20 protein-coding genes are annotated in these 23969 nt (G+C 65.5%); 13 read left to right on the top strand and 7 right to left on the bottom strand.

The genetic code is table 11. The annotated features are described in order from the left end of the window. Nucleotides 1-6 precede the first annotated feature (6 nt). Nucleotides 7-693 (top strand): aspartate/glutamate racemase family protein, encoded by a 687-nt coding sequence (locus PI87_RS24605; RefSeq protein ID WP_039600349.1) that lies wholly within the window; start codon nucleotides 7-9, stop codon nucleotides 691-693. Here PI87_RS24605 and PI87_RS24600 read toward each other — a convergent pair. Beyond that, entirely contained in the window at nucleotides 690-2432 is a 1743-nt protein-coding gene (locus PI87_RS24600; protein ID WP_052321744.1) for a M30 family zinc metallopeptidase, read from the bottom strand. The genes PI87_RS24605 and PI87_RS24600 overlap by 4 nt on opposite strands. A 307-nt stretch (nucleotides 2433-2739) precedes the next feature. Here PI87_RS24600 and PI87_RS24595 point away from each other — a divergent pair, with 307 nt between their 5' ends. From PI87_RS24595 to PI87_RS24570, 6 genes are all read left to right on the top strand, one after another. Then, a complete protein-coding gene (locus tag PI87_RS24595) occupies nucleotides 2740-3612 on the top strand; it encodes a LysR family transcriptional regulator (protein ID WP_039600348.1) in 873 nt (290 codons plus the stop codon). Between the two features lie 129 nt (nucleotides 3613-3741). After that, entirely contained in the window at nucleotides 3742-4845 is a 1104-nt protein-coding gene (locus PI87_RS24590; protein ID WP_232314085.1) for a putative 2-aminoethylphosphonate ABC transporter ATP-binding protein, read from the top strand. A 7-nt stretch (nucleotides 4846-4852) separates the two neighbouring features. After that, on the top strand, nucleotides 4853-6616 hold the full coding sequence (locus PI87_RS24585; protein ID WP_039600474.1) for a putative 2-aminoethylphosphonate ABC transporter permease subunit: 1764 nt from the start codon (nucleotides 4853-4855) through the stop codon (nucleotides 6614-6616). Between the two features lie 40 nt (nucleotides 6617-6656). Then, nucleotides 6657-7535, top strand: a complete 879-nt coding sequence (gene phnX, locus PI87_RS24580) for a phosphonoacetaldehyde hydrolase (protein ID WP_039600346.1) — start codon at nucleotides 6657-6659, stop codon at nucleotides 7533-7535. 57 nt (nucleotides 7536-7592) lie between these two features. Continuing rightward, complete coding sequence (locus PI87_RS24575; protein ID WP_039600345.1) at nucleotides 7593-8618, top strand: putative 2-aminoethylphosphonate ABC transporter substrate-binding protein; 1026 nt, start codon at nucleotides 7593-7595, stop codon at nucleotides 8616-8618. Further along, complete coding sequence (locus PI87_RS24570; RefSeq protein WP_039600344.1) at nucleotides 8619-9842, top strand: TIGR03364 family FAD-dependent oxidoreductase; 1224 nt, start codon at nucleotides 8619-8621, stop codon at nucleotides 9840-9842. Between the two features lie 62 nt (nucleotides 9843-9904). Here the strand turns inward: PI87_RS24570 and PI87_RS24565 are convergent, their stop codons facing one another. Both PI87_RS24565 and PI87_RS24560 read right to left on the bottom strand, forming a co-directional pair. After that, complete coding sequence (locus PI87_RS24565) at nucleotides 9905-10588, bottom strand: HAD family hydrolase (protein ID WP_039600343.1); 684 nt, start codon at nucleotides 10586-10588, stop codon at nucleotides 9905-9907. Nucleotides 10589-10632: 44 nt separating this feature from the next. Continuing rightward, the gene (locus tag PI87_RS24560) at nucleotides 10633-11559 is read right to left on the bottom strand and encodes a LysR substrate-binding domain-containing protein (RefSeq protein WP_039600342.1); all 927 of its coding nucleotides are present in this window, start codon (nucleotides 11557-11559) and stop codon (nucleotides 10633-10635) included. 210 nt (nucleotides 11560-11769) lie between these two features. On the opposite strand from PI87_RS24560, the gene PI87_RS24555 reads away from it, so the two are divergent. The 4 genes from PI87_RS24555 (at nucleotide 11770) to PI87_RS24540 (ending at nucleotide 17030) form a co-directional block, all read left to right on the top strand. Next, nucleotides 11770-12189: a F0F1 ATP synthase subunit epsilon gene (locus PI87_RS24555; protein ID WP_039600341.1), complete on the top strand. Its 420-nt coding sequence runs from the start codon at nucleotides 11770-11772 to the stop codon at nucleotides 12187-12189. A gap of 307 nt (nucleotides 12190-12496) precedes the next feature. Then, the gene (locus tag PI87_RS24550) at nucleotides 12497-14467 is read left to right on the top strand and encodes a TonB-dependent receptor plug domain-containing protein (protein WP_052321743.1); all 1971 of its coding nucleotides are present in this window, start codon (nucleotides 12497-12499) and stop codon (nucleotides 14465-14467) included. After that, on the top strand, nucleotides 14464-15021 hold the full coding sequence (locus PI87_RS24545) for a YfiR family protein (RefSeq protein WP_039600340.1): 558 nt from the start codon (nucleotides 14464-14466) through the stop codon (nucleotides 15019-15021). Before PI87_RS24550 ends, PI87_RS24545 begins: the two co-directional genes overlap by 4 nt. After that, nucleotides 15018-17030 carry a putative bifunctional diguanylate cyclase/phosphodiesterase gene (locus tag PI87_RS24540; RefSeq protein ID WP_039600339.1) on the top strand — a complete coding sequence of 671 codons (2013 nt, stop codon included), beginning with the start codon at nucleotides 15018-15020 and terminating at the stop codon, nucleotides 17028-17030. The genes PI87_RS24545 and PI87_RS24540 overlap by 4 nt, the downstream gene beginning before the upstream one ends. Before the next feature lie 3 nt (nucleotides 17031-17033). Here the strand turns inward: PI87_RS24540 and PI87_RS24535 are convergent, their stop codons facing one another. The 4 genes from PI87_RS24535 to PI87_RS24520 all read right to left on the bottom strand — a co-directional run bounded on the left by PI87_RS24535 (nucleotide 17034) and on the right by PI87_RS24520 (nucleotide 21812). Continuing rightward, nucleotides 17034-17909: an EamA family transporter gene (locus tag PI87_RS24535; protein WP_039600338.1), complete on the bottom strand. Its 876-nt coding sequence runs from the start codon at nucleotides 17907-17909 to the stop codon at nucleotides 17034-17036. A 373-nt stretch (nucleotides 17910-18282) separates the two neighbouring features. Further along, entirely contained in the window at nucleotides 18283-19932 is a 1650-nt protein-coding gene (locus PI87_RS24530) for a rhodanese-related sulfurtransferase (protein WP_039600337.1), read from the bottom strand. Further along, nucleotides 19929-20564, bottom strand: coding sequence for a cysteine dioxygenase (locus tag PI87_RS24525; protein WP_039600336.1), 636 nt, complete (start codon nucleotides 20562-20564; stop codon nucleotides 19929-19931). Before PI87_RS24525 ends, PI87_RS24530 begins: the two co-directional genes overlap by 4 nt. Nucleotides 20565-20624: 60 nt before the next feature. Beyond that, nucleotides 20625-21812 carry an acyl-CoA dehydrogenase family protein gene (locus PI87_RS24520; RefSeq protein WP_039600472.1) on the bottom strand — a complete coding sequence of 396 codons (1188 nt, stop codon included), beginning with the start codon at nucleotides 21810-21812 and terminating at the stop codon, nucleotides 20625-20627. Between the two features lie 208 nt (nucleotides 21813-22020). Between PI87_RS24520 and PI87_RS24515 the strand changes: the two genes are divergently transcribed. Both PI87_RS24515 and PI87_RS24510 read left to right on the top strand, forming a co-directional pair. Continuing rightward, nucleotides 22021-23106 (top strand): LLM class flavin-dependent oxidoreductase, encoded by a 1086-nt coding sequence (locus tag PI87_RS24515; RefSeq protein ID WP_039600335.1) that lies wholly within the window; start codon nucleotides 22021-22023, stop codon nucleotides 23104-23106. A 9-nt stretch (nucleotides 23107-23115) separates the two neighbouring features. Further along, nucleotides 23116-23955: a class II aldolase/adducin family protein gene (locus tag PI87_RS24510; protein WP_039600334.1), complete on the top strand. Its 840-nt coding sequence runs from the start codon at nucleotides 23116-23118 to the stop codon at nucleotides 23953-23955. The last annotated feature ends 14 nt before the right edge of the window (nucleotides 23956-23969 follow it).

Raw genomic sequence — 23969 nt, 5'->3', positions numbered from 1 at the left:
ATCAACATGCCCAACATTCTTCTGATCAACCCGAATTCTTCTGAAGCCACCACCGAGATGATGGTGCGCATTGCACAGGGCACGGCGCCGGCCGGTTACACGGTGATCGGCGCCACGGCCGCGCAAGGGCCATCCATGATCGTGAACGAGCGCGAACTGGCGGCTGCAGCGGACGAGGTCGAACACACATGGCGCAGTGTGCGTGCGCCGTATGCAGGCGTGGTCATCAGCGCATTTGGAGACCCCGGCGTTGTGCGCATTCGCAAGGCATGCCACCCAACACCCGTGGTGGGCATTTGCGAAGCATCGATGCTGGAAGCGTCAGAGGGTGGGCGCCGCTTTGGCGTGGCCACGGTCACGCCCGATCTGGTGGCCGCGATTGATGCCAAGGCGCACGAGCTGGGGCTCGGTACGCTCTATACCGGTGTGCAGCTCACGCCTGGCGAACCGCGTGGGCTGACAGCAGATGCGGGTGCGCTGGAGGAAGCGCTAAGTGATGCCGTGCGCGCCTGTCTTGAGGAGGGCGCGCAAGCGGTGATCATCGGCGGCGGGCCGTTGGGGCAAGTCGCCGTGCGTCTGGCGCAACGATTTGACGTACCGATCATCGCGCCGATTTCCGCCGCGATGCGCCGGCTGAGCGCCGGCATCGCGGGGGAGGTGGCGGCGCCAGCAGGCACCGCCCAGCGCGCTTAGTTCGCGATGATCGACACCGTCGAATTGGCTGGCACCGTGATCGTCTCGCTATACGTGCCGGTCTTGAAACCGCGCGCCACCGGGAACTGGCCGAAACCTTGCAGCGTGGCCGGTACGGTGCTCGGCATCGCGCGCTGGCTGCTGTAGTTCTGGCCATTGACGGCCGGGATCGCGAAGCCGCTGTCTGAACGCGCCGGATACGCAAAACCTGCCGGGCTGCCCGGCACCGGCAGCAGTGCCACCGCCGTGCCCCAACGGCCGAGTGCATCGCCCAGGCCCGTACCGCCGCCGGCCTGGATGGCGCTGCTGAGTACCGTGGCCGAATCTGTGGACGAGAAGTTCTGCAGCAGATTCCTGTAGTACGCCACGCCGTACTGGCGCAGCAGGAAGCCGCCCAGGCTGCCCGAGATCGGATACCCCGGGCACGACGACGTGAGCGACGGATCGAACGCCGTCAGCGAGCAGTCATATGCGCTTTGCAGCCAGGCCGGGAAGCGGCTGTCGCGCACGTTGTTGAAGCTCGGGTCGATCTGGCTGGAGAGCACGTCTTCCATCGTCATGGCCGTCATTTCTTCCAGCCACGTGCCGTACATGTACTGCGAGCCGTTCAGCACGCCGCGCTGATAGAAGTTGGCCATGTGCGTGAACTCGTGGCCCAGTGTGGAGATGACGGTGTTCAACCCATCGGTGCCGCCCAGGTAGATGGTTTCCGAATCCACATAAAGCGACAGTGACTGGTTCGACAGCGGCTGCGAGCTGGTCGTGAAATTGTTGCGCGCCCAGAAATAGCCCACGCGGCCATAGGGCTGGCCGTCAGGCTGGATGTTCAGCACCACGATGTCGAGCGCCTGGTTCGGATCGATCAGGCTGGCCGAGCTGGAGTAGCTGCCCCAAGGCTGGCCGACGATCGAGGTGGCCAGCGTATAGACCGACTGCGTGCCCGAGGCAAACTTGGTGATCAGCGTGCTGATGATGCTGTCGGAAATCTTGCTGCTGCCGTATTCCGTGTTTTCCACCCACAAGTTGACGATGCGGCCGTCGGTGGCGGTGGCTTGCTGCTGCAGCGTGGCCGTGCGCACGGTGGCGGTGCCGTCCGGCTGCTGGTGATTCCAGGTGCGCTGGGTGCCGACGGGGGCAACCGACTGCGGGCGCAGCACGGTGTCATTGGTAGCGCCCTGCGTCTTGAGCGGGCCCGAACCGGTGGCATAGCCGTCCAGCGCGTGCGCGTTGAAGTCGGAGATCTGGCGGTCGAATGCCGCGTTGATCGCGTCGTTCTTAACAGAGGCCGTGGTCAGATTGCCGGAGGCACCCGTGGTGGGCGTGGTGCTGGTGGTCGTGCCGCCCGTACCACCGCCGAGGCCAAGCAGGCCGGCGCTCGAGAGCGACACCGACGGCATCGGCTGCGCAGCCGCACCCTGGTTGGTGTAGATGAGTGTGACGTTCTGGCCCGTGAGCCCGGCAATCGACACATTCACGGTGCCGGCCGAGCCGCCCGTGTTGGTGGCCTGCCAGACGCCTACGCCGGAGCCAGCGTAGGTATTGCCCAATGCACCGCAGTTGGAGCCGCTGCAGGCGGCAGTCAGATTGATGCTGGCAGGGGAGGCCTGCGTGGCGGCGGGGGTGGCCCCCGAGCTACCGCCACCGCCTCCACCGCCGCAGGCGGCCAGCGTGCTTGCTGCCGCCACCATGATTGCGATGGTCCATTGCTTCGTACTGCTACCGCCCTTGCTGCCTTCCATCCTCATCTCTCCAAATCCGAATTCCGGCGCGCTGTCGGCTCGTGACGGTGGCGCGCGGACGGATTCTCAAGGCGAGGTGACCGATTCGATCCGTGGAAATAACGGGTCGGCAAGGCCCAATTCCCCCCGATGTGGGGGTGTCGTCACGCACACCCTGTCGAAAAGGTTGAGAAAGTCGTAGCCCCAGGATGTAGAAGCGGAAAACGGGGGAGAGCGTCGGCCGGCACTTTTGCCCTGGGGCGGTCCGTTAAAATGGGCCGCCTCCTTCTGATTGCGGCGCTTCAGGCGCTGAATACGTCACCCATTCATGCTCGTCGCGCAGCTCAAATCGTTCTTCATGGTCGCCCGCCTGGGCAGCATCACGCTGGCTGCCAAGCAGCTCGGGCTGTCCCAACCGACCGTCACATCGCAGATCCGCGCGCTGGAAGAGGCCTACGGTGTGGAGCTGTTCTATCGCGGCGGGCGCCGGCTGTCGCTGTCGGACGCCGGCGTGCGGCTGATGCCGCTGGTCGACCAGCTCGTACACCAGGAAACCGAGATCGACTTCTTCCTGCGCAATTCCGGCGACATGGGTTCCGGCCACCTGCGCATTGGGGCCACGGCGCCGTACTACATCCTCGATATCGTTGACCGCTTCTGCCAGAGCCACCCCGGCATCGACGTGAGCATCGAGGCCGGCAACTCGGTGCAGATGCTCGACGCGCTGCAGGAATACCGGGTGGACGTGGCCTCGTCGTCGCAGCGGGTGGACGACGCACGCTTCCTGCGCATTGAGCTGGCCCGTGACCCGCTGGTGCTGGTGGTCCATCGCAGCCACCCACTGGCCGCGCAGACGAGCGGGTCAGTGCCGGTGACGGCGTTGTCGCAATGTCGGCTGCTGGTGCGCGAGGTCGGCTCCACCACCCGGGCGATGACCGAAACGATGATGGCCCAGGCCGGCGTGACAGCCGCCTCCACGGTGGAAATCGGCAGCCGGGAGTCCATCCGCGAGGCGATCATGCGCAACCTGGGCGTGAGCGTCATCGCCCGCCAGGAGGTGCCGAGCCATGCGGATTTGCGCGTACTGGCCTTCGAAGGCGGCGCGCCGGAGCTGAGCGAATACCTCTACTGCCTGCAAGACCGGCGCGAGGCACGGTTGATTGCGGCCTTCCTGGCAGAAGTGCGGTCGCCGCGGCCGTAACTTCGTCATCCACCTGAACAAAAATCCGGAAATGCGCGCATTGGCGTTTTTGGGGTAACTGCCACATGGGGTACATGTCGGCTAGCTACAGTGGCGACCGTTTTTGCTACTGCCTCAGCCGCCCCGTCAATGCCCCAGCCTGCTTCCCACCCGATCCCGGGTAACGCCACACCGTTCCTCTCCGTGCGGCAAGTTGCCCGCCGTTTTGGCGCCTTCACCGCGCTTGACGGCGTTTCGCTGGACGTGGCGCAGGGCGAGTTCGTCTGCCTGCTGGGCCCGTCGGGCTGCGGCAAGACGACCCTGCTGCGCATCATTGCGGGGCTGGAGGCGCAGGACGCTGGTCAGATCGTCGCCGGTGGTCGCGATATTTCGAGCCTGCCGCCGCGTGAGCGCGACTACGGCATCGTCTTCCAGTCGTACGCGCTGTTTCCCAACCTGACGGTCGCACAGAACGTCGCTTACGGTCTGGACACCACCAACGGCAACCGTGCCCGCATGCAGGAGCGGGTGTCGGAGATGCTCGCGCTGGTGGGCCTGGCCGGCAGCGAGGCGAAGTACCCGTCGCAGCTCTCGGGCGGCCAGCAACAGCGTGTGGCACTGGCCCGTGCGCTGGCGCCCGCGCCGTCGCTGCTGCTGCTCGATGAGCCGATGTCGGCGCTGGATGCCCAGGTGCGAGAACACCTGCGCATCGAGCTGCGCCGCCTGCAGCGCAAGTTGAACGTGACCACGCTGATGGTCACGCACGATCAGGACGAGGCCATGGCAATGGCAGACCGCATTGCGGTCATGTCCAACGGCCGCATCGAGCAGACGGGTTCGCCCTCGGAAATCTATACGCACCCCGCCACGGGCTTTGTTGCCGGCTTTGTCGGTCAGGCCAACTGGTTGCCGCTGGAGCGCACGGAAGATGGCTCGCCCATGCTGGCCGGTCAGCCATTGCTGCTCGATCCAGCCTTTGCAGATTCCGCACCCGGTACCGGCCGTCTGTTCTGCCGCCCCGAGGCCGTGACGCTGCATCCGGACGACGACGCCCCCAACCGCCATCTGGCCCGCGTGGTCGACCAGATCTACCTGGGCAGCCGCACGCGCGTAACGCTGGCCATCGATGGCCTGGCCAATGCGCAGTTGGTTGCCGAAGTGGCATCGAACGCATTGCGCGGTGCCGGCAGTAGCCTTGGCGAAGCCAAGCTGTGGATCGCGCTGGAGCGCGACGGCCTGCGAGTCTATGCCTGAGGTGGTGATGTCGATGCTCCCGCCCGAGGCCAACGTGGTCAATGTCGTGAAGGCCACTCCCCAAACACAAGCCGCGCGCACGTTGTTCTGGCGCACCGATGCGCCGGTGCTCGCCGGCATGAAGCTGGGGTGGTTCCTCCTGCTGACGCTCGGTCTGCTGCTGCCCACGGCAATGATGCTGTTGCAGGCCACGGGGCTGGTCGCCAGCGCGCGCAGTACCGATGAACACGGCTTGGCGCTCGTCGCCCATGTCGTGCAGGGCCCCAATTTCCTGGCCATGGTGGGGCGCACCCTGGCCGTGTCGAGCGGCGTGGCCGCCATCGTCGTACCGCTGGCCTTTGTCTTTGCCTACGCCGTGCAGCGCACGCGCATGCCGTTGCGCGGCACGATGCGCACGCTGGCGATGCTGCCGCTATTTGCGCCGTCCTTGCTGCCGGGCATCGCGCTGGTCTACCTGTTCGGCAACCAGGGGCTGTTCAAGGCCTGGCTGGGCGGCAGCAACATCTACGGCTTCTGGGGCATCGTGCTGGGCGAGGCGTTCTATACCTTCCCGTATGCGCTGATGCTGTTGGTCTCCACGCTCACGCTGGCGGATGGCCGCCTGTATGACGCCGCGCGTGCCATGGGCGCGAGCCCGTGGCGCACGTTCCGCACGGTCACGCTGCCGGGTGCACGTTATGGCCTGTTTGGTGCCTTTGCCCTGGTCTTCACGCTGGTCGCCACGGACTTTGGTGTGCCGACTGTGGTGGGCGGCAGCTATCAAGTGCTGGCGGTGGAAGCCTACAAGGCAGTGGTGGGCCAGCAGCAGTTTGCGCGCGGCGCCGTCATCGGCCTGATGCTGCTGCTGCCTGCGCTGCTCACCTTTGCCGTGGAACGCCTTGTGCAGCGCCGCCAGCATGCGGCGCTGGCCAGCCGCGCGCAGCCGTACCACCCGCAGCCGGATCGCATGCGCGATGGTCTCTATCTGCTGCTGACCGCACTGGTGGTCGGATGGATTCTGGTGATGCTGGCCACCGCCGTGGGCGCATCGCTGGTCAAGCTGTGGCCGTACAACCTCGAGCTGTCGCTGCGCAACTACGACTTCGACAACATGGATGGCGGCGGCTGGCTGGCCTACCGCAACAGCCTGAAGCTAGCCGCACTCACCACCGTGTTTGGCACCGGGCTCATCTTTACCGGCGCATGGTTGGTCGAGAAAACACGCACCACGCGCGCCACCGCATGGCTGCATCCGGCCATCCGCTTTGCCGTGCTGCTGCCGATGGCGGTGCCCGGTCTCGTGCTGGGCCTGGGCTACGTGTTCTTCTTCAACCACCCGGCCAATCCGCTCAACAGCCTGTACGGCAGCATGACGCTGATGGTGCTCTGCACGATCATGCACTGCGCTACGGCCGCGCACCTCACGTCGGTGGCATCGCTGGGCCAGTTGGATCCGGTGTTTGAAGCCGTGTCGGCCTCGCTCAAGGTATCGGCGCTGCGCACCTACTGGCGTGTGACGTTGCCGATGTGCCTGCCGGCCGTGCTGTCGTGCGCGCGCTATCTGTTCGTGTCGGCCATGACCACTGTGTCGGCGGTGATCTTCCTCTACAGCCCCGACACCGTACTGGCCTCCGTGGCCGTGCTGAACATGGATGACGCCGGTGACATCGGCCCCGCTGCGGCCATGTCCACGTTGATCCTGGTCACGTCGATCGTCGTATCGCTGCTGCTGGAGCTTGCCACGCGCGGCGTCACACGCCGCACGCAGGCCTGGCGCACCCCCTCACATTGAATTGGTAGCAACGCATTTGTCTCAATGAAGGAAGCAGAACATGGGTGACTCCTCCCCAATCACGGCCCGCCAGGCGGGCACTGACCGCGTCAACCCGGGCGCCACGCCATTGCGCCTGGAAGCCGCCGTGCTCGACTGGGCCGGCACCGTAGTGGACTTCGGTTCGTTTGCCCCCACGCAGATCTTCGTGGAAGCGTTTGGCGAATTCGGCGTGGCTATCACGCTGGACGAAGCACGCGGCCCCATGGGCCTGGGCAAGTGGGACCACATCCGCACGCTGTGCAACGACGGCGCGATTGCCGCACGTTTCTCGCTGGCACACGGCCGCATGCCCACCGATGACGACGTCACCGCCATCTACAACCGCTTCATGCCGCTGCAGATCGAGAAGGTGGGTGCGCATTCGGCAATGATTCCCGGTGCGCTGGAGACCATCGCCGCGCTGCGCGAAGCCGGGCTGAAGATCGGCACGTGCTCAGGCTACCCACGCGTGGTGATGGACCGCGTGGTCGAGTTGGCCGCCAAGGCCGGCTACACGCCCGACTGCGTGATCGCCTGCGACGAGGTGCCGCGTGCCCGCCCGTGGCCTGCACAGGCACTGCGCTGCGTGGTGGATCTCGCCATTGGCGATGTGGCTGCCTGCGTGAAGGTGGACGACACCGTGCCCGGTATCGAAGAAGGCCGCCGCGCCGGCATGTGGACGGTGGCGCTGCTGATGTCGGGCAACGCGCTGGGCCTGCCGTACGCGCAATACGCCGCGCTGTCTGCCGACGAGCGTGCGCGCCATCGTGTCGCCATTTCTGCCGGCTTTGCCGCCTGCCGTCCGCATTACGAGATCGACACGATTGCCGATCTTCCCGAAGTCGTCGCCGATATCAACCGACGCCTGGCGCGCGGTGAGCGGCCGCAGTGTTTGTAACGCGTGTTCGTAACTTCAGCAGTTCCAACCCTAGCTTCACACCACACCGAGGAAACCATGACGAAACGTCTTTCCCTCCTGGCTGCCGCCGCTGCAATGGCTCTGGCCTCAACGGCTTCCGTGGCCTTTGCCAAGACCACGCTGACCGTGTACACGGCGCTGGAAGCTGACCAAGTGAAGGCGTACCAAGACGCCTTCGAGAAGGTCAATCCGGACATCGAAATCAAGTGGGTGCGCGACTCCACCGGCGTCGTCACCGCCAAGCTGCTGGCCGAGAAGAACAACCCGCGCGCTGACGTGGTGTGGGGCCTGGCCGCATCGAGCCTGGCCATCCTGGACAAGGAAGGCATGCTGACGCCGTATGCACCGGCTGACCTGCCGAAGATCGGCGCCACGTACCGCGACAAGGCCAACCCGCCGGCATGGGTGGGCATGGACGCCTGGGGCGCCGCCATCTGCTTCAACACGGTCGAAGCCGAAAAACAGCACCTGCCGAAGCCGACCTCGTGGGCTGACCTGACCAAGCCCGTGTACGCCGGCAAGATCGTCATGCCGAACCCGGCTTCGTCGGGCACGGGCTACCTGGACGTGAGCGCCTGGCTGCAGATGCAGGGCGAGCAGAAGGGCTGGGACTACATGGACGCCCTGCACAAGAACATCGGTCAGTACACGCACTCGGGCTCCAAGCCTTGCAAGATGGCCGCTTCGGGCGAGTTCCCGATCGGTATCGCGTTTGAATACCGCGCTGTGAAGTCGAAGAAGGAAGGCGCACCGATCGACATCGTGCTGCCGTCGGAAGGCCTGGGCTGGGACGTGGAAGCCACCGGCATCATGAAGGGCACCAAGAACCTGGACGCCGCCAAGAAGCTGGCTGACTTTTCGGCAAGCCCGGCTGCGATGGCGCTGTACGAGAAGAACTTTGCCGTGGTCGCCACGCCGGGCTTCTCCAAGCCGGATCCGCTGCTGCCAGCCGACTACGAGAAGCGCCTGATCAAGAACGACTTCACGTGGGCCAGCGCCAACCGTGACCGCATCCTCGCCGAGTGGACCAAGCGCTACGACGGCAAGTCGGAGAAGAAGTAAGTGACTGACGCTCCCGCAACTCAAGGGGGCCTGGATGCCAGCACCGACGTCGCCATTGTCGGGGCTGGCATTTTGGGCTTGGCGCATGCCGCTGCCGCCGTCAAGCGCGGCCTGCGCGTGACGGTGTTCGAGCGCAGCGACATTGCCGTGGGTGCCTCCATCCGCAACTTCGGCCAGATGCTGGTGACCGGCCAGCCGCCCGGCATCATGCTCGACCTGGCGCGTGAAAGCCGTGCGCTATACCTCGACTGGGCCGACAAGGCCGGCATCTTTGCGCGCGCCAAGGGTGCGCTGCTGTTCGCCCGCAACAGCGCGGAAGACGCCGTGTTGGACGAGTTCATGTCCACCCGTGCGCCGGCGTTTGGCTACAACGTCAAACTGCTGCGCGGCGCTGAACTGGCCAATCTGTACGACGGCCGCTTCGCACGCCACCGCGCGGCGCTGCAAGGCTTTGATGACGTGCAGCTCTATTCGCGTGAAGCCATTCCGGCGCTGGCTGCATGGCTTGCCGCGCAAGGCGTGCGCTTCCACTTCGGCACGCTCGTGCGCCATGTGGACGGCGGCCGGCTGGAGACGACGGCAGGCGTGTGCAATGCGCAGCGCGTGATCGTCTGCAGTGGCCACGACTACCAGACGTTGTGCGCGGATCAACTGCGTGCGCTGCAACCGCAGGTGTGCCGCCTGCAGATGCTGCGTGTGACGCCCGAAGACGGCTTCCAGCTGGAACACGCGGTGCTGACTGGTCTGTCGTGCACGCACTACGGCGCCTTTGCCGATCTGCCGACCGCCCAAGCGCTGGCCATGCAGATCGAGCATCAACGCCCCGAGCTGCAACGCCACGGCATTCACCTGCTGGTGAGCCCGACGCCGTATGGCGACTGGATCGTTGGTGATTCGCACGACTACGGCCAGGACGCTCGCCCGTTCAATGCCGAGTCGGTCGACAACATCATGCTGGACCTGGCGCGCGATACCTTCGGTAGCAAGCTGCGCGTGGTGGAACGCTGGCAAGGCGTGTATGGCGCCAAGTGCCATGTGCCCGGCAGCGGCGCGTTCTCGATCACCCGCATCGATGACCGCACCACCGTCGCGCTAATGCACAGCGGCATTGGCATGAGCGTGGGCCCCGCACTGGCGCATCGCCATGTCGACGCGCTGGTGGATGGCACGGCACTGCCACAGTGGACACCGCCGGCGACATTGCCTGCGACGGCCACGGCCTGACGTCAGTCACGTCACCCAAGAAAGAATGCCCGTACGGTTTTTGCCGTGCGGGCGTTTTCATTTCAAGCTGCGAATAGTTCAACCACCGGCCAGCCGCGTGCTTCTGCCACGCCGCGCAAGGTGTCGTCAGGGCTGATGGCGATGGGGTGGGAAACGGTTTCCAGCAGCGGCAGGTCGTTGCGTGAATCGCTGTAGAACACGGTGCGGGAGAAGTCCGCCATGCGCTGGCCCCGCTGCGCGAGCCATTCCGTCACGCGCACGATCTTGCCGGCGCCGAAGCTTGGCGTGCCGACCAGGTTGCCGGTGAAGTTGCTGTCAGCCTGATTGCCCACCATCTCGCCTTCCACCGCCAGCAGGTGCGGCACGTTGAAGGCGGCGGCAATCGGTTCGGTCAGGTAGCGGTGCGTGGCGGTGACGATGCAGCAGAGATCGCCTGCGTGCAGGTGCGTATCCACCAGTTTCCTAGCGCGCGGCAGCATGGCCGGTTGGATGACGTCGCGCATGAAAGTCGCGCGCCATGCATCCAGCCGCGTGCGCGGATGCTGCGCCAGCAGCCCGAGCGAGAAGCGTGCATGGCGTGCAAAGTCGAGCGTGCCCTCGCGGTACTCGCGCATCCAGCGCTCGTTGGCCTGCTCAAAGGCCTCGCGATCGACGGCGCCCTGGGCCACCAGGAAGCGGCCCCATTCGTATTCGCTGTCGATGGGCAGCAGGGTGTGGTCCAGGTCGAACAGGGCAAGCGATTGCATACAACGGGCAGCAGCGGCAGTTGGAAAGCCGCGAGGTTACTGCTTCAACGCGTCGCGGTTGTGTCCATCGCCAGAACTTTGGCGATGAACGCATCGGCGTTTTTCTTCGGAGGATGTTTGTCCAGGCAATCAAGGAAGCTGCGCACCAGCCGTGAATCCTTGCGCTCTTTCAGGAAGTACAGGTATTCGTGGATGACCGGCGCGTTGGCGGCAAACGGCAGCACACGCACGTCGGGCCGGCGCGGCGCCTCGCGGGCCGGCACGATGCTGCTGCCCAGCCCCAGGCTGATGGCCTCATAGATGGCCTCGCGGCTGCCGATGATGCTCATGCTGGCGGGCTCGATGCCGGCGGCGGCCAGAGCGTCTTCGGTCACGCGGCGGGTGACGGAGCCCGGCTCGCGCATCAGCAACGGGCAGCCGGCAATGTCATCCAGCGTTACGTGCGGGCGGCGCGCCAGCGGGCTGTCCAGCGGTACCACCAGCACCATCGTGTCGTCAGCCAGGGTGATCCGGTGCAGGCGCTCATCGTCCACCGCGTGCGACGAGACGGCCAGGTCGATACGGACCTCGGACAGCGCCTCGAGCATCTGCTGCGAGTTGCCGAACTCGATGGTGATCTCGATGGTCGGGTAGCGGGCGCGGAAGGCAGCCACGCTGGGCAGGATGTAGTAGGGGCCGGTGGCGCCCACGCGCAGGTTGCCGGTACGCAGGTCACCGGCATTGCGCAGGAGAAAATCGACGTCGCCTTCCTGCTGGGCAAGGCGCTCGACAATGGGCATCAGGCTCACGCCCAGGTCAGACAGGTCCAGCCGGCTGCCGCGGCGGTGGAACAACTCCACACCGTACATCTCTTCCAGTTGGCGGATGCGTCCGGTCACGGTGGGCTGTGACAGGCGCAGGCGCTTGGCGGCGCCCGTCACGCTGCCCTGGCGGGCCACCTCGAAGAACGACATCAACAGATCGCCCAGCATGCTTGTATTTCCTCTGCATTTCATTTGCTATTTGGCGGCACAGTGTAGAGAGCCTTTATGACGCTTCACACTGTGGAACCTTACGAAGCGGCCGGGCAGCGCGGGGCAGAGGGCCGTGCCGAGCCGACGTGGTGTGATAGGGGTAGGGCGCTGGGCGCACATCGTGCTACCTTGTGAGCCAGTGCGCGCAATACAGGAACAGGAGACACCATGCCGGTGCTGAAGGTCGATGTCGTGACGGCAGAAGAACGGTTGTACGAAGGCACAGCCAAGTTCGTGGTCATTCCCGGCACCGAGGGCGAGCTGGGCATCCTGCCCGGCCATGAACGCCTGCTCACGCGCCTGCGCCCCGGCACCGTGCGCGTCACCTTGGAAAACGATGAAGAGGTGATCCTGTTCGTGGCCGGCGGCTTTGTCGACGTGCAGCCCGAGCAGGTGATCGTGCTGGCCGACACCGCCGTGCGTGCGCGTGACCTGGACGAGGTCAAGGCCCAGCAGGCACGCAAGGCCGCCGAAGAACTCATGCAGAACAGCCACAGCAAGATCGACTACGCCCGTGCCCAGGCGGAACTGGCAGAGGCCGTAGCCCAACTGGCTGCCATCGAGCGCCTGCGCAAGCGCCGCCGCTGAGTTTTCACGCTCGTGTGCAGCACCCGCTGCACACCACAAGCGCGACGTTGTGTCCTCCCGCCCACGGGAGGGGTAAAGAACCGCCGCCGCCCTCCGTTTTAGAGCAGAACGATTGAAATCCCGTTGAACGTCCTCCAGAGACGTGATCGGTTCTGCTGGTCTGCCGATGTCGCCCCTAGTTGTGATAGCGCGTGCGCTGGTCTGCCGTGTCCCCCACGGCCCCCGAAAGCACGTGCGTGCCCTGGTTCCATTTGCGTTGTTGTTGCGCCTGCTTTTGCGGAATTTCAGGTGGATCGGCAATGCGCAAATGTTTGCGCTGGCACTTCTGCTGGTACCAGCCTTCGTCTATGCGGGAACCGACGTGAGCGATCTGACCGAGCTGCCCATCGAGCAGTTGATGCAGGTGCGGGTGGTGACCGGGGCATCCAAGTATGCCGAAGCGGCCAATGAGGCACCCGCCAATGTGCAGGTGATCACCGCCGAGGACATCAAGACCTACGGCTGGCGCACGCTGGCCGACATCCTGGGCAGCCTGCCGGGGCTGTACACCAACTACGACCGCAACTACGCCTCGCTGGGCGCACGCGGCTTCCTGCGTCCGGGCGATTACGACACGCGCTTCCTGCTGCTGATCGATGGCTACCGCACCAACGACTCCATCTTTGACGAAGCCGCGGTGGGCACCGATGCACTGCTCAACGTCGACCTGATCGACCGTGTGGAATACGTGCCCGGCGCCGGCTCCGCAGCGTATGGCTCAAATGCGCTGTTTGGCGTGATCAACATCATCACCAAGCGCGGGCGGGACATTGGCGGTGTGCAGGTCAGCGGCGCCACCGGCAGCGCCAATGCGCGCGATGGCCGCGTGACCTGGGGCAACCGTGCAGAGAACGGCGCCGAATGGCTGCTCTCAGCCAGCGTGAACGACGCGCCGGGTCGTGACCTGTACTTCTCGCAGTTCAACCAGCCCGGTGTCAGCGACGGCGTTGCGCGCGGCATGGATTTCGACCGCAGCAAGCGGCTGTTTGCCAAGGGTAGCTTTGGCGAGTTCGGTTTGACCTTCGGCTATGCGGACCGCACCAAGGGCACGCCCACCGCACCGTACGACCAATTCTTCAATGACCAGCGCTCGCGCAGCATCGACACGCGCCAGATGCTCAACGGTACGTGGCAGCACGCGCTGGACGATGCCACCGATGTCTCGGCGCGGCTGTACTGGGGCCGCTACGTATCGCAGGGCCACTACGTCTACGACTATCCGCCGGTGACCGAGAACCGCGACTGGTACGACTCCGCCTGGTACGGCGCCGAGCTCAAGCTCGTGACGCGCCGCTTTGATCGCCACACGCTCGCGATCGGCACGGAATTGCAGCGCGACTACCGCGATGCCATGCGCAATTTTGACGTCACCCCGTACTTCAGCTACCTGGATGACCACCGCAACAACAACCGCGTCGGCATCTATGTGCAAGACCAGTTCGCGCTCAACCAGAACTGGGTGCTGGATACCGGCCTGCGCTACGACCACACCAGCTTTGCGCCGGGCATCTTCAGCCCGCGCGTGGGCCTGATCTGGCACGCTGCGCCCACCACGACCGTCAAGGCGATCTACGGGATGGCCTACCGTGCGCCCAACGACTACGAGCTGAACTACCAGACCGCATCCCTGGGTGGCCAGCAGGTCAACACGGGCCTCGTTGCCGAGCGCATCCGCACATATGAAGCGGTGCTGGAGCAGCAGGTGAGCGCCGGCGGCAAGGCAACGCTGTCGGTGTTTCAGAACAACGTTTCCAACCTGATCAGCCAGAGCGAAGACCCTGCGACCGGGTTGCTGTACTTCAGCAATGTGGCGCGTGTGCGTACGCGCGGTGCAGAACTCGGCTACGAACAGAACTGGCCCGGCGGCACACGCCTGCGCACGAGCTACAGCTTCCAGCACTCGGAAGACGCCACCACCGGCCAGACGCTGAGCGACTCCCCGCGCCACATGCTCAAGCTCAACGCCACCACGCCGCTGTGGCGCAGTGACTGGCGCGCCGGGCTGGAGGCGCAGTACATCAGCAACCGGTTGACGACGTCGGGCAGCGTGGGCGGTTACTGGATTGCCAACCTGACCTTGCTGGCGACCCGGCTGGCGCCCAATCTGGAGATGTCGGCCAGTCTCTACAACCTGTTCGACCGGCGCTATGCCGACCCGGCCGGACCGGAGGTGCTGATGCCCGCCGTCCAGCAGGACGGCCGTACGTTTCGCCTGAAGCTCACCTACACCTTCCGATGAACGCACTGCGCGCCCACCTCCGTCGTGCCACGAGCCAGCGCTTGCGCCGGCTGTGCGCGGTGTTGGCCGTGGTGCTGGCAACGGTGGCATGGATGCGGGCCACCTATGCGCAGATGCAGGCCAGCGAAGTTCAGATCAAGGCGGCCTTCATCTACAACTTTGCGCTGTTCACCAGCTGGCCGACTGACGCCATGCAGGCGGGCGCCCCGATGGTGGTGTGCGTGACTGCCGAGCACCCGTTGCAGGCAGCCTTGGAAAAACTGACAGGAAAACCCGTGCGCGGACACCGGCTGGAAATCCGAAAGATCAACGATGGCGCCGTTGCCGGCTGCCATCTGCTGGTGCTGGGGGCACAGTCATCCGGTAGCGTCCGCCTGGACCCGGCTAGCCCGGTACTGACGGTGGGCGACGGTCACAAGGGCGCACTCACGCCGATGATTGCGCTAGCCTTGCAGGACAACCGGGTCGTATTCGACATCGACGCGGGCGCGGCGCGGCTGGCAGGTCTGCAGCTCAGCTCGCAGTTGCTGCGCCTGGCAAGGAGCGTGCAATGAACCTGGCCCTGATGACACAACGGCCTCGCCTGGGGCATACCGTGGTGCGGGCGAACATGGCGGGCGCTGGTGCGGCGCTCACCATTGCCGGCTTTCTGCTGATCGTGTTCCAGTTCATTGCATTGCACGCGGCGCTGGTGCGTGATGTGCACGTGCAGGCACGCATCATCGGCGCGAACAGCGTGGCGGCGCTGCTGTTCAACGACCGTCGCGCGGCCGAAGAGACGTTGGGTGCGCTGGGTGCATCGCCAACGCTGCGCGCGGCCGGCATCTTCACAGCGCTGCGCAAGCCGCTGGCGCTGTATCAGCATGGCGAGGCCGCCCCCGTGCGGGCGCCCGATGCCGCCATGCTGCGGGAGGAGGACATCTCCACGCTGACCACGCTGGAGGTGGTTGAGTCGGTGGAATCCGAGCGCCGCGTGATCGGCTACGTGGTAATCCGCTCCAGCCTGGTCGACCTGTACATGCAGTTGCTCGGCTATGCCGTGCTAACGGTATCGGTAGGCATTGGCGCGATGGGCGTCGCCTATCTGGTGATCGCCCGCATGCGCCGGGCAGTGCTGCAGGCCGAGGCCCACCTCGACTATCTCGCCCACATCGATTCAGTAACGGAGCTGCCCAACCGGCACGCCTTTAACGAACGGCTGCAGGTGTCGCTCAAGCGCGCGGGCCAGTCGGGCGCGGTAGGCCTGCTGTTGCTGGATCTCGACAACTTCAAGGTGGTCAACGACACGCTGGGCCACAACAATGGGGACCGCCTTTTGCGCCAGGTGGCTCGCCGCCTGAACGAGGTCATCGAACAAGCCAACCTGCGTGCCGTGCTGTGCCGCATCGGCGGAGATGAGTTCGCCATCATTGCCGAGCTGTCCGGGCGCGCATCGATTACCCCGTCGGATGCCGCTGAACTGGCTGATGGCCTGGCCAAGCGCATTCTCGCCGCGCTGGCTGCGCCGTTTGCGCTGGATCTGCACCAGATCTACGTGACGGCCAGCGTGGGCGTGAGCCTGTATCCGCATGACGCCCGCGACGTGCAGGCCCTCACGCGCAACGCCGACACGGCGATGTACTACGCCAAGAACCGTGGCAAGAACGCTGCGGCCAGCTTCACGTCCGAGATGGACCAGCAGGCCCGCCGCCGCCTGCGCGTGGAAGCCGACCTGCGCCGCGCGCTCGACCGTGAAGAACTGCTGCTGGCGTATCAGCCGCAGGTTCGCTTGCAAGGGCTGGATACGGACGGCGCAGCGGTTCCCACCTCGCATGTGCATGGCGTGGAAGCCCTGGTGCGCTGGCGCCATCCGGAGATTGGCCTGATCGGCCCGGGCGAGTTCATCGCCGTGGCGGAAGAAACCGGCCTGATCGTGCCGCTGGGCCTGTGGGTGCTGCGCACGGCGTGTGAGCAGGCTGTGCGCTGGATGCGGGAAGACGGCGCCACGCTGCGCGTGTCGGTCAACCTGTCGGCGCGGCAGGCACGTGATCCGGCGCTGGTGCAGAACGTGCTCAACGTGCTGGCCGAGACGGGCTTGCCGCCGCACATGCTGGAGCTGGAGATTACCGAAAGCGTGCTGATGGAAGACATCGAGGCCAACATCGCGTTGCTCGAAGCGCTGCATATGGCGGGCATCAGCCTGTCGATCGACGATTTCGGGACGGGGTATTCGTCGCTGGCGTATCTGCAGCGCTTCCCGATCCAGAAGCTCAAGATTGACCGCAGCTTTGTGCAGCGCATGCCGGGCGACGGCGAGGCGATTGCCGGCGCGGTCATCGCCATGGCCCACAGCCTGAAGATGGAGGTGGTGGCTGAAGGTGTGGAAGACCCCGAACAACTGGCGCTGCTGCGCCGTGCCGGTTGTGATCTGGGGCAAGGCTATCTGTTCTCGCGCCCGCTGGAGGCAGCACCGCTGACGCAGTGGCTCAGGCGTTTGGATGGCATCGATGAGGCTGCCTCCGACATCGCACCTGAGGGCGACGCCGTACCTTCTGACCAGCAGCCTTCATCGTTCGTGGGATAGGGCTCAGGCGGTTGCGCGCCGGGCCGCCCGCGTGGCGCCGGCCGTCAGCACCACCACGGCCGCCAGGATGATGCCCGTGGCGCCCAGCGTTTGCGGCGCGACGTGCTCATCGGCCAGCCATGCGCCCATCAGCAGGGCGATGGGTGGGTTCACGTAGACATAGCTCGTCGCCATGACGGTGGATACGCGCTCCACCAGCGCCATATAGGCCGTGAAGGCAATGGCCGAGCCGAACACAACCAGGTACCCCCACGCCAGCGCCGAGTGCAGGCCGATGCTGTGCGGCCACTTCTCTCCCACGATCAGGCTGAGCAGCACCAGCGCCACGCCGCCAAAGGCCATCTCCAGCACAAAGGCCGTTGTGCCCTTGGGCATATCGATGCGCTTGGAGAGCTGCGAGCCGAACGACCACGACGCAATGGCCGTGGTCAGTGCCAGTACGCCAGCGGTGCTGGCCTGGAACTCCGCACCGTGGAACAGCACCGCAATACCGAGGCTGCCCAGTGCAATCGCACCAATCTCATACGCACGCAAGCGGCCGCCCGCCAGCAACGTCCACAGCGTGGAGAACAGCGGCATCGACGCGATCATCACCGTGGTGGCGCCGGAAGAGATGGTCTGTTCGGCCACGGCCGTCATGCCCATGCCGCCCACCAGCATGAAGGCGCCAATCAGCGCGCAGTTGCGCACCTGGCGCCAGCTTGGCCGTTCGCGTTGGCGCAGGAGGACCAAGGGGGCGAGCAGCGCCGCTGCCGCCAGAAACCGCGAGCCCATCATCAGGAAGGGCGGCAGATCGGTCAGCGCAAAACGGATGGCGAGATAGGTCGTGCCCCACACCACGTAGGTGATGAACAGGCAGACCACGATCAAGGGAGACATGTCGGAACCCAGGCGAGGAAGTCCCGATGCTACTCAAGGCGCGCTGATGCGCAAAACGAGTTTTGTTATCGCTCGTTGTTAGCGGGGTTAGCAAGCACGTGAGTTTTGGGGCGCGCCACGTTTGGAACACCACCTTTCAAGCGCCGAAGGCCACCGATGGCGTTCAGAACCTCAAACGCCGAGTTCAGAACGAGGATGGTCGAGTTGTGAACGCCAGACCATGGGGTTCAGAACCTCGAACGCGGCGTTCCGAACCCCCACAGCGGGGTTCGGAGGCGCAACCGTGGCGTCCAGAACCCCATGCGCCGGGTTGGGCAACCCAAATTTCGGCGTTCTGAACGGCAAAGGCGGAGATCAGAGCCTCAGCGGCCGGTCAGATGACCCGGAAGCCGTGCGTGCCGTCCCGCCCAAGCTGCTCGACCAGCCCGAACTCCCAGTCCAGATAGCCTTGCATGGCTGCACGCGGGGCATTGGTGCCCTCGTATGGGCGGCGATAGCGGTCGATACGCTCGGAGGCGAGGTGCGTTTCGCCGGATTCCACGGGTAGACCGGCTGCCACCCAGGCTGCCGTGCCGCCATCGAGCACCCAGACCTCCGCTTGCGTCAGCTTGGCCAGATCTACGGCGGCAAAGCGGGCGAGCAGGCTGGAGCCACAGGTCAGCACGTAGCGGCGGACCGGCGGAATGCGCTTGAGCGCGCCGGGCAAGTCTGAACGCACGGCAAACCAGGCGCCCGGAATGTGCCGCGCCACGTAGTTGGCGCTGCGCGTGACGTCGATGACCGCAGTGTCGCCGGCGTCCAGCCAACCAGCCAGTGCGCGGGCATCCACCGTACGTACGGCTGGCGTGCTAGCGGTGGGGGCGTGCCAGGGGCCGGTTGCGCTGCGCACGCCGGCGTCGACTGGGTTGACCACGTACACCTCCCAGCCCATCTGCGCGAGCCAGGAAGCGGTCATGTCGGCGCGCACGCCGTCGTCATCGGTCAGCACGATGCGGGCGCCACGCACGGCGGTGGTGTGGTCGGTTTCCTGCACGAGCTGCCCGCCCGGAGCGCTGGCAAAGCCGGGCAGGTGGCCGGCGGCGTATTCCTCGGGCGTGCGTACGTCCAGCTTGTAGAGCGTGCGATCCGGGGCTTCCAGCTTGGCAACGTCAGCCAGGGTAATGCGTGGCACGTTGGCGCGTTCAGCCACGGTGCGTGCATCGGCCTGGGCCTGGGTGCGGGTCTCTGCGGAAACAGAAGCGGGGTGCGGGCGGTTGATGCCGTGGTCCAGTACCTGATCGGCCAGCAGCCAGCCGATGGTGCCGTTGCGCAGCGCTGCCACCGGGTTGGGGATGCCGGCATTCACCAGCGATTGCGTGCCGATGATGCTGCGTGTGCGCCCTGCGCAATTGACGATGACCTGCGTGGCCGGGTTCGGCGCCAGCTCGCGGATGCGCAGCACAAGCTCCGCCCCCGGCACGCTGGTCGCGGTGGGGATGCTCATGGTCTGGAATTCGTCATAGCGGCGCGCGTCGACGATCACCACGTCGCGCTTGGCGTCGAGCAACGCCTTGACCTCCTGCGCGCTGAACGACGGCGTGTGGCGTTGTGCCTCCACGTATTCGCCAAAGGATTTGCTGGGCACGTTCACGTCCTGGAAGACCTCGCCGCCGGCCGCGCGCCAGCCATCCAGGCCGCCTTCCAGCAAGTAGACGCGCGTGTAGCCGAGTTCAGCCAGTTTGGCAGCAGCGTGCGGTGCAAGATCGACGCCATCGTGCACGCCATACAGAACAATCAACGTATCCCGGCGCGGAATGCGTGACCAGGCTTCCAGCTCCAGCCGCGAGAGCGGCAGGTTGGCCGCCCACAGCGGGTGCGCCTGCGCATAGGGGTCTTCCTCGCGCACATCCACCAGGGCGATCTCCTTGCGGGCCAGCAATGCGGCGCGCACGTCAGCATAGGTGAGCGTGGGGACGTGGGTCTCAGCCAGCGGTGCGGCAACCGGCGAGTCGGTGGCGTCGAGGGTGTCGATGGCAGTACTCATGTGGCAGACGTGTCCTTGGAACGGTCCCAGAGATTGGGCAGGTGGGTATTCGAATAGCCGGAGATGAACGGCTTGCGCTCACCGTCTTCCGTATAGACGGAGCGGTGAATGCCGCCGATGTTGCCGCCGTACACGTGAATGCTGATCGACGTGCGGTCGTCAAACGCGTTGTGCACGCGGTGGATGTCGCCCACGCGCGGTGAGACGCGCTCGACATTGCCGGGCTCCAGGCGAATGGCGGCGCCGTCGGGCTGCGGGCGGCCATCGGCATCGAGCTTGAACGGCTGCGAATACTCTGCGCCGCGCAGCATGCCGATCAGGCCCCACGTGGTGTGGTCGTGAATGGGCGTGCGCTGGCCCGGCCCCCAGACAAAGCTGACGATGGAGAAGCGCTCGCCGGAATCGGTATGCAGCAGGAACTGCTGGAAGTGCTCGGGATGCGGCTCGGCGTATTCGGCAGGCAGCCAGTTGTCCTGCGCGACGAGTGCGCCGAGCAGCGCGCCTGCACGCGAGAGGATTTCCGCTTCCGTCGGCTGCTGATCGAGCAGGCGGGACAGGGCAATCACGAAATCGCGCAGCGGCGCAATGGACTGCGTTTGCGCGGGTGCAGCGGCAAGGGCAGGCGTGCTCATCGGCAGGTTCCTGAGGTGGGGTTTTGCTTCATCTTGCGGGACTTGGCTGGCCGCGTCTACTTAAACCCCGAGCGCAGTGCGGCCTGCAGCCAGCAGGATCGAGTCGTTCTGCGGGGTGTGAATGCGGCTGCAGAGCACGTCACGGTAGTGGCGCTCCAGCGGGTTGTGGCGCGACAGACCGTGGTTGCCAGAGAGCTGCAGGGCGAGTTCGACCGCGCGGATGGCGTTGCTAGTGACGGTGTACTTGAGCAATCCGCTATCGGTCATGGAGAGCGGCGTGCCGGCATCGGCTGCCTCGGCAGCGTGGTCGAGCAGTACGCGGTTGGTGCGCAGCGCCGCAGCAATCTCACCAGCGGCTTCCTGCATGCGCGGCAGCGTTGCCAGCGGGGCACCAAGGTTGGCCGGCGCACGTGTGTTCAGGAACTGCGCGAGCCAGTCGCGTGCGGCCTGGGCTACGGCGTCGTACAGGCTACCGAGCAGGACGGCCATCCATGCCTGCTGATCGACATGCGCACCGGTGTCTGCCCATTCGGCGGCAGGCCGGATGTCGACGGCGTGGTCGAGTGGAATGGCCACGTCTTCCAGCACAACGTCGTGGCTGCCAGAGGCGCGCAGGCCAAGGTGGTTCCAGGTGTGCTCGATACGGATGCCGGGTGTGTCTGGGAGCAGGCGCGGCACGAGGAAGATGCCGACGTGAGGCTCCGCCTCATCGGTCCGCGCCCAGACTGCCAGCCAGCGCAGCGCCGGACTGCCGGTGCTGTAGAGCTTGCGGCCGTGGATGCGCCAGTGGTCACCAACGCGCGTAGCGACGGTGCCGGGCAGGCCGCCGCGTGCGGGCGTCCCCAAGTCGGGCTCCACACGCAATGCGTTGATGAGGGCACCTTCATTCAGCGCAGTGGAGAACACTTGCTGGCGGAGATGCGCGGGCCAGCGCGTATCGGCGCGGCCCAGCGCTCGATGCTGCAGATACGTCATCGTCAGCACAAGCGCAGTTGCTGCGTCGCCATACGCAACGGCCGCGATGATGCGGCGCGCCGTGGCTAGGTCCGCGCCGCCGCCACCATGTGCCTGCGGAATGACTTGCGCGGTCAATCCGGAAGCATGTAGCAGCGCAAAGTTCTCGTGCGCGAACGTGCCATGCGCATCGTGCTCTGCGGCCGTGGCAGCCAGTTGCGGCGTGATTGCGGCCAACACCTCGGCAAGCCGTTCGGGTGCCGTGGGCAGGCGATGCAGAGGGATGGACGACATGGCGAAACGGCGCACGAAGCAAGTGATGTTGCCGTACAGCGTATCCGCGTTGCCACGCACGGCGAACGATCCATGCCGAATATGCAGCGTTGAATTTATTCGTTAGTGCAACGCTGGTGGTGACGTAACTTCAATCGCATTCGTGGCGAGATGCAGTGCAACAAACGCAGCCTCGCCAGTCTTCTAACGATATGCGGAGCGAGCCACCATGAGCGTCGATTTCATCGGCATGATCCAGAGCCAGAAGCAATCGGAAATTCATCCGCCCAGCGGACCGGTGATCGACCGCGACTATGTGCGGGCCTTTGCGCAGGCGCACGAGCAGGCCGGCTTCGACCGCATTCTGGTGCCGCATCATTCGACCGGCCCATCGGCCACGTTGACGATCTCGTATGCGGCGGCACTGACCGAGCGCATCCACTTCATGCTGGCGCATCGGCCCGGCTTCACGAACCCGACACTGGCCGCACGCCAGATTGCAACGCTGGATCAATTCACGGGTGGGCGCCTGGGGGTGCACTTCATCTCGGGTGGCTCCGACAGCGAGCAGCGCCGCGACGGCGACTATCTTGACCACGACCAACGCTACGCCCGCACGGATGAATACCTCGGCATCCTGCGCCGCATCTGGACTGCGGCCGAGCCGTTCGATCACGAAGGCCAGTTCTATCGCTTTGAGCAAGGCTTCTCGGAGGTGAAGCCCGCGCAAAAGCCGCACGTGCCGATCTACTTTGGCGGCGCATCGGACGTGGCGGTGGAGGTGGCGGGCAAGCACGCCGATGTGTATGCCCTGTGGGGTGAATCGCTCGACCAGGTGCGTGAACTCACCACGCGTGTGCGAGCAGAGGCGGCCAGGCACGGACGCAGCATCCGCTTCTCGGTGTCGTTCCGGCCCATTCTGGCGGACACGGAAGATGCGGCCTGGGCCCGTGCCGAACGCATTCTCGAACGCACCCGTGCGCTGCGCCTGCAGCAGGGCTACAGCCGTGGCGGACCGCAACAGAGCGAGGGCGCGCGTCGCCTGCTGGCCGCGGCCGAGCAGGGCGATCGCGTAGACAAGCGCCTGTGGACGGCCATCGCCCGCGAAACCGGTGCGCGCTCCAACTCCACGGCACTGGTCGGCACGCCCGAACAGGTAGCCGACGCGCTGCTCGACTACTACGACCTGGGCGTCACGACCTTCCTGATCCGCGGCTTTGATCCGCTGGAAGACGTTGTCGACTACGGCCGCACGCTCATCCCGCGTGTGCGCGAGCTGGTGGCGCAGCGCGACGCACAGCGCAAGGCGGCCTGAGGACGCGGCATGAGTACAGTCATCTCCATCGAGCGGCCGGCTTCTTCCTCCCTCAGGCTGAATCCATCACCCCAACAGAAGTTCTGGTTTGATCCGCCCGCCGCGCGTACGTCCATCGAAGCGGAGCGGCGCCATCGGCAGGAGCGTCTGGCCGCCGCCTTTCGCATCTTTGCGCGGCATGGCTTCGACCTTGGGCTGGCGGGGCATATCACGGCGCGTGATCCGGAGCTGCCGGACCACTTCTGGGTGAACCCGCTGGGCGTGCATTTTTCACGTATCAAGGTGTCGGACCTGTTGCTCGTCAATGCGCAGGGGGAAACGGTCATTGGCAACCGCCCGCTCAACAAGGCAGCGTTCGCCATTCATGCGGCGATTCACGAAGCACACCCGCACATCGTGGCGGCAGCGCATACGCATTCGACGTATGGCAAGGCGTGGTCGACGCTGGGGCGGCCGCTTGATCCGCTCACACAGGATGCCTGCTCGTTCTATGAAGACCACGCGCTGTTTGACGACTTTACCGGCATGGTGGTCGATGCCAGCGAAGGAGAGCGCATCGCACGCGCGCTCACCAAGCCCGACCGCAGCACGCACAAGGGCGTGATCCTGAAGAACCACGGCATCCTCACCGCCGGCCCGACGGTGGAGGCCGCCGCCTGGTGGTACATCGCGCTGGACAACGCCGCGCACACCCAACTGCTGGCCGAAGCCGCCGGCAAGCCGCAGCCGATTGACGCCGCCACCGCGCGCTACACGCATAGCCAGGTGGGCGGCCCCGAAGGCGCGCTGCATGCGTTCGAGAGCCTGTACGCAGGCCTGATTGCCGCAGAGCCGGACGTGCTTGACTGAGCAGACCACAACAC

The organism is Ralstonia sp. A12 (assembly GCF_000801955.1).
Lineage (GTDB): Bacteria > Pseudomonadota > Gammaproteobacteria > Burkholderiales > Burkholderiaceae > Ralstonia.
This window is presented reverse-complemented; position numbering and strand designations above follow the sequence as displayed.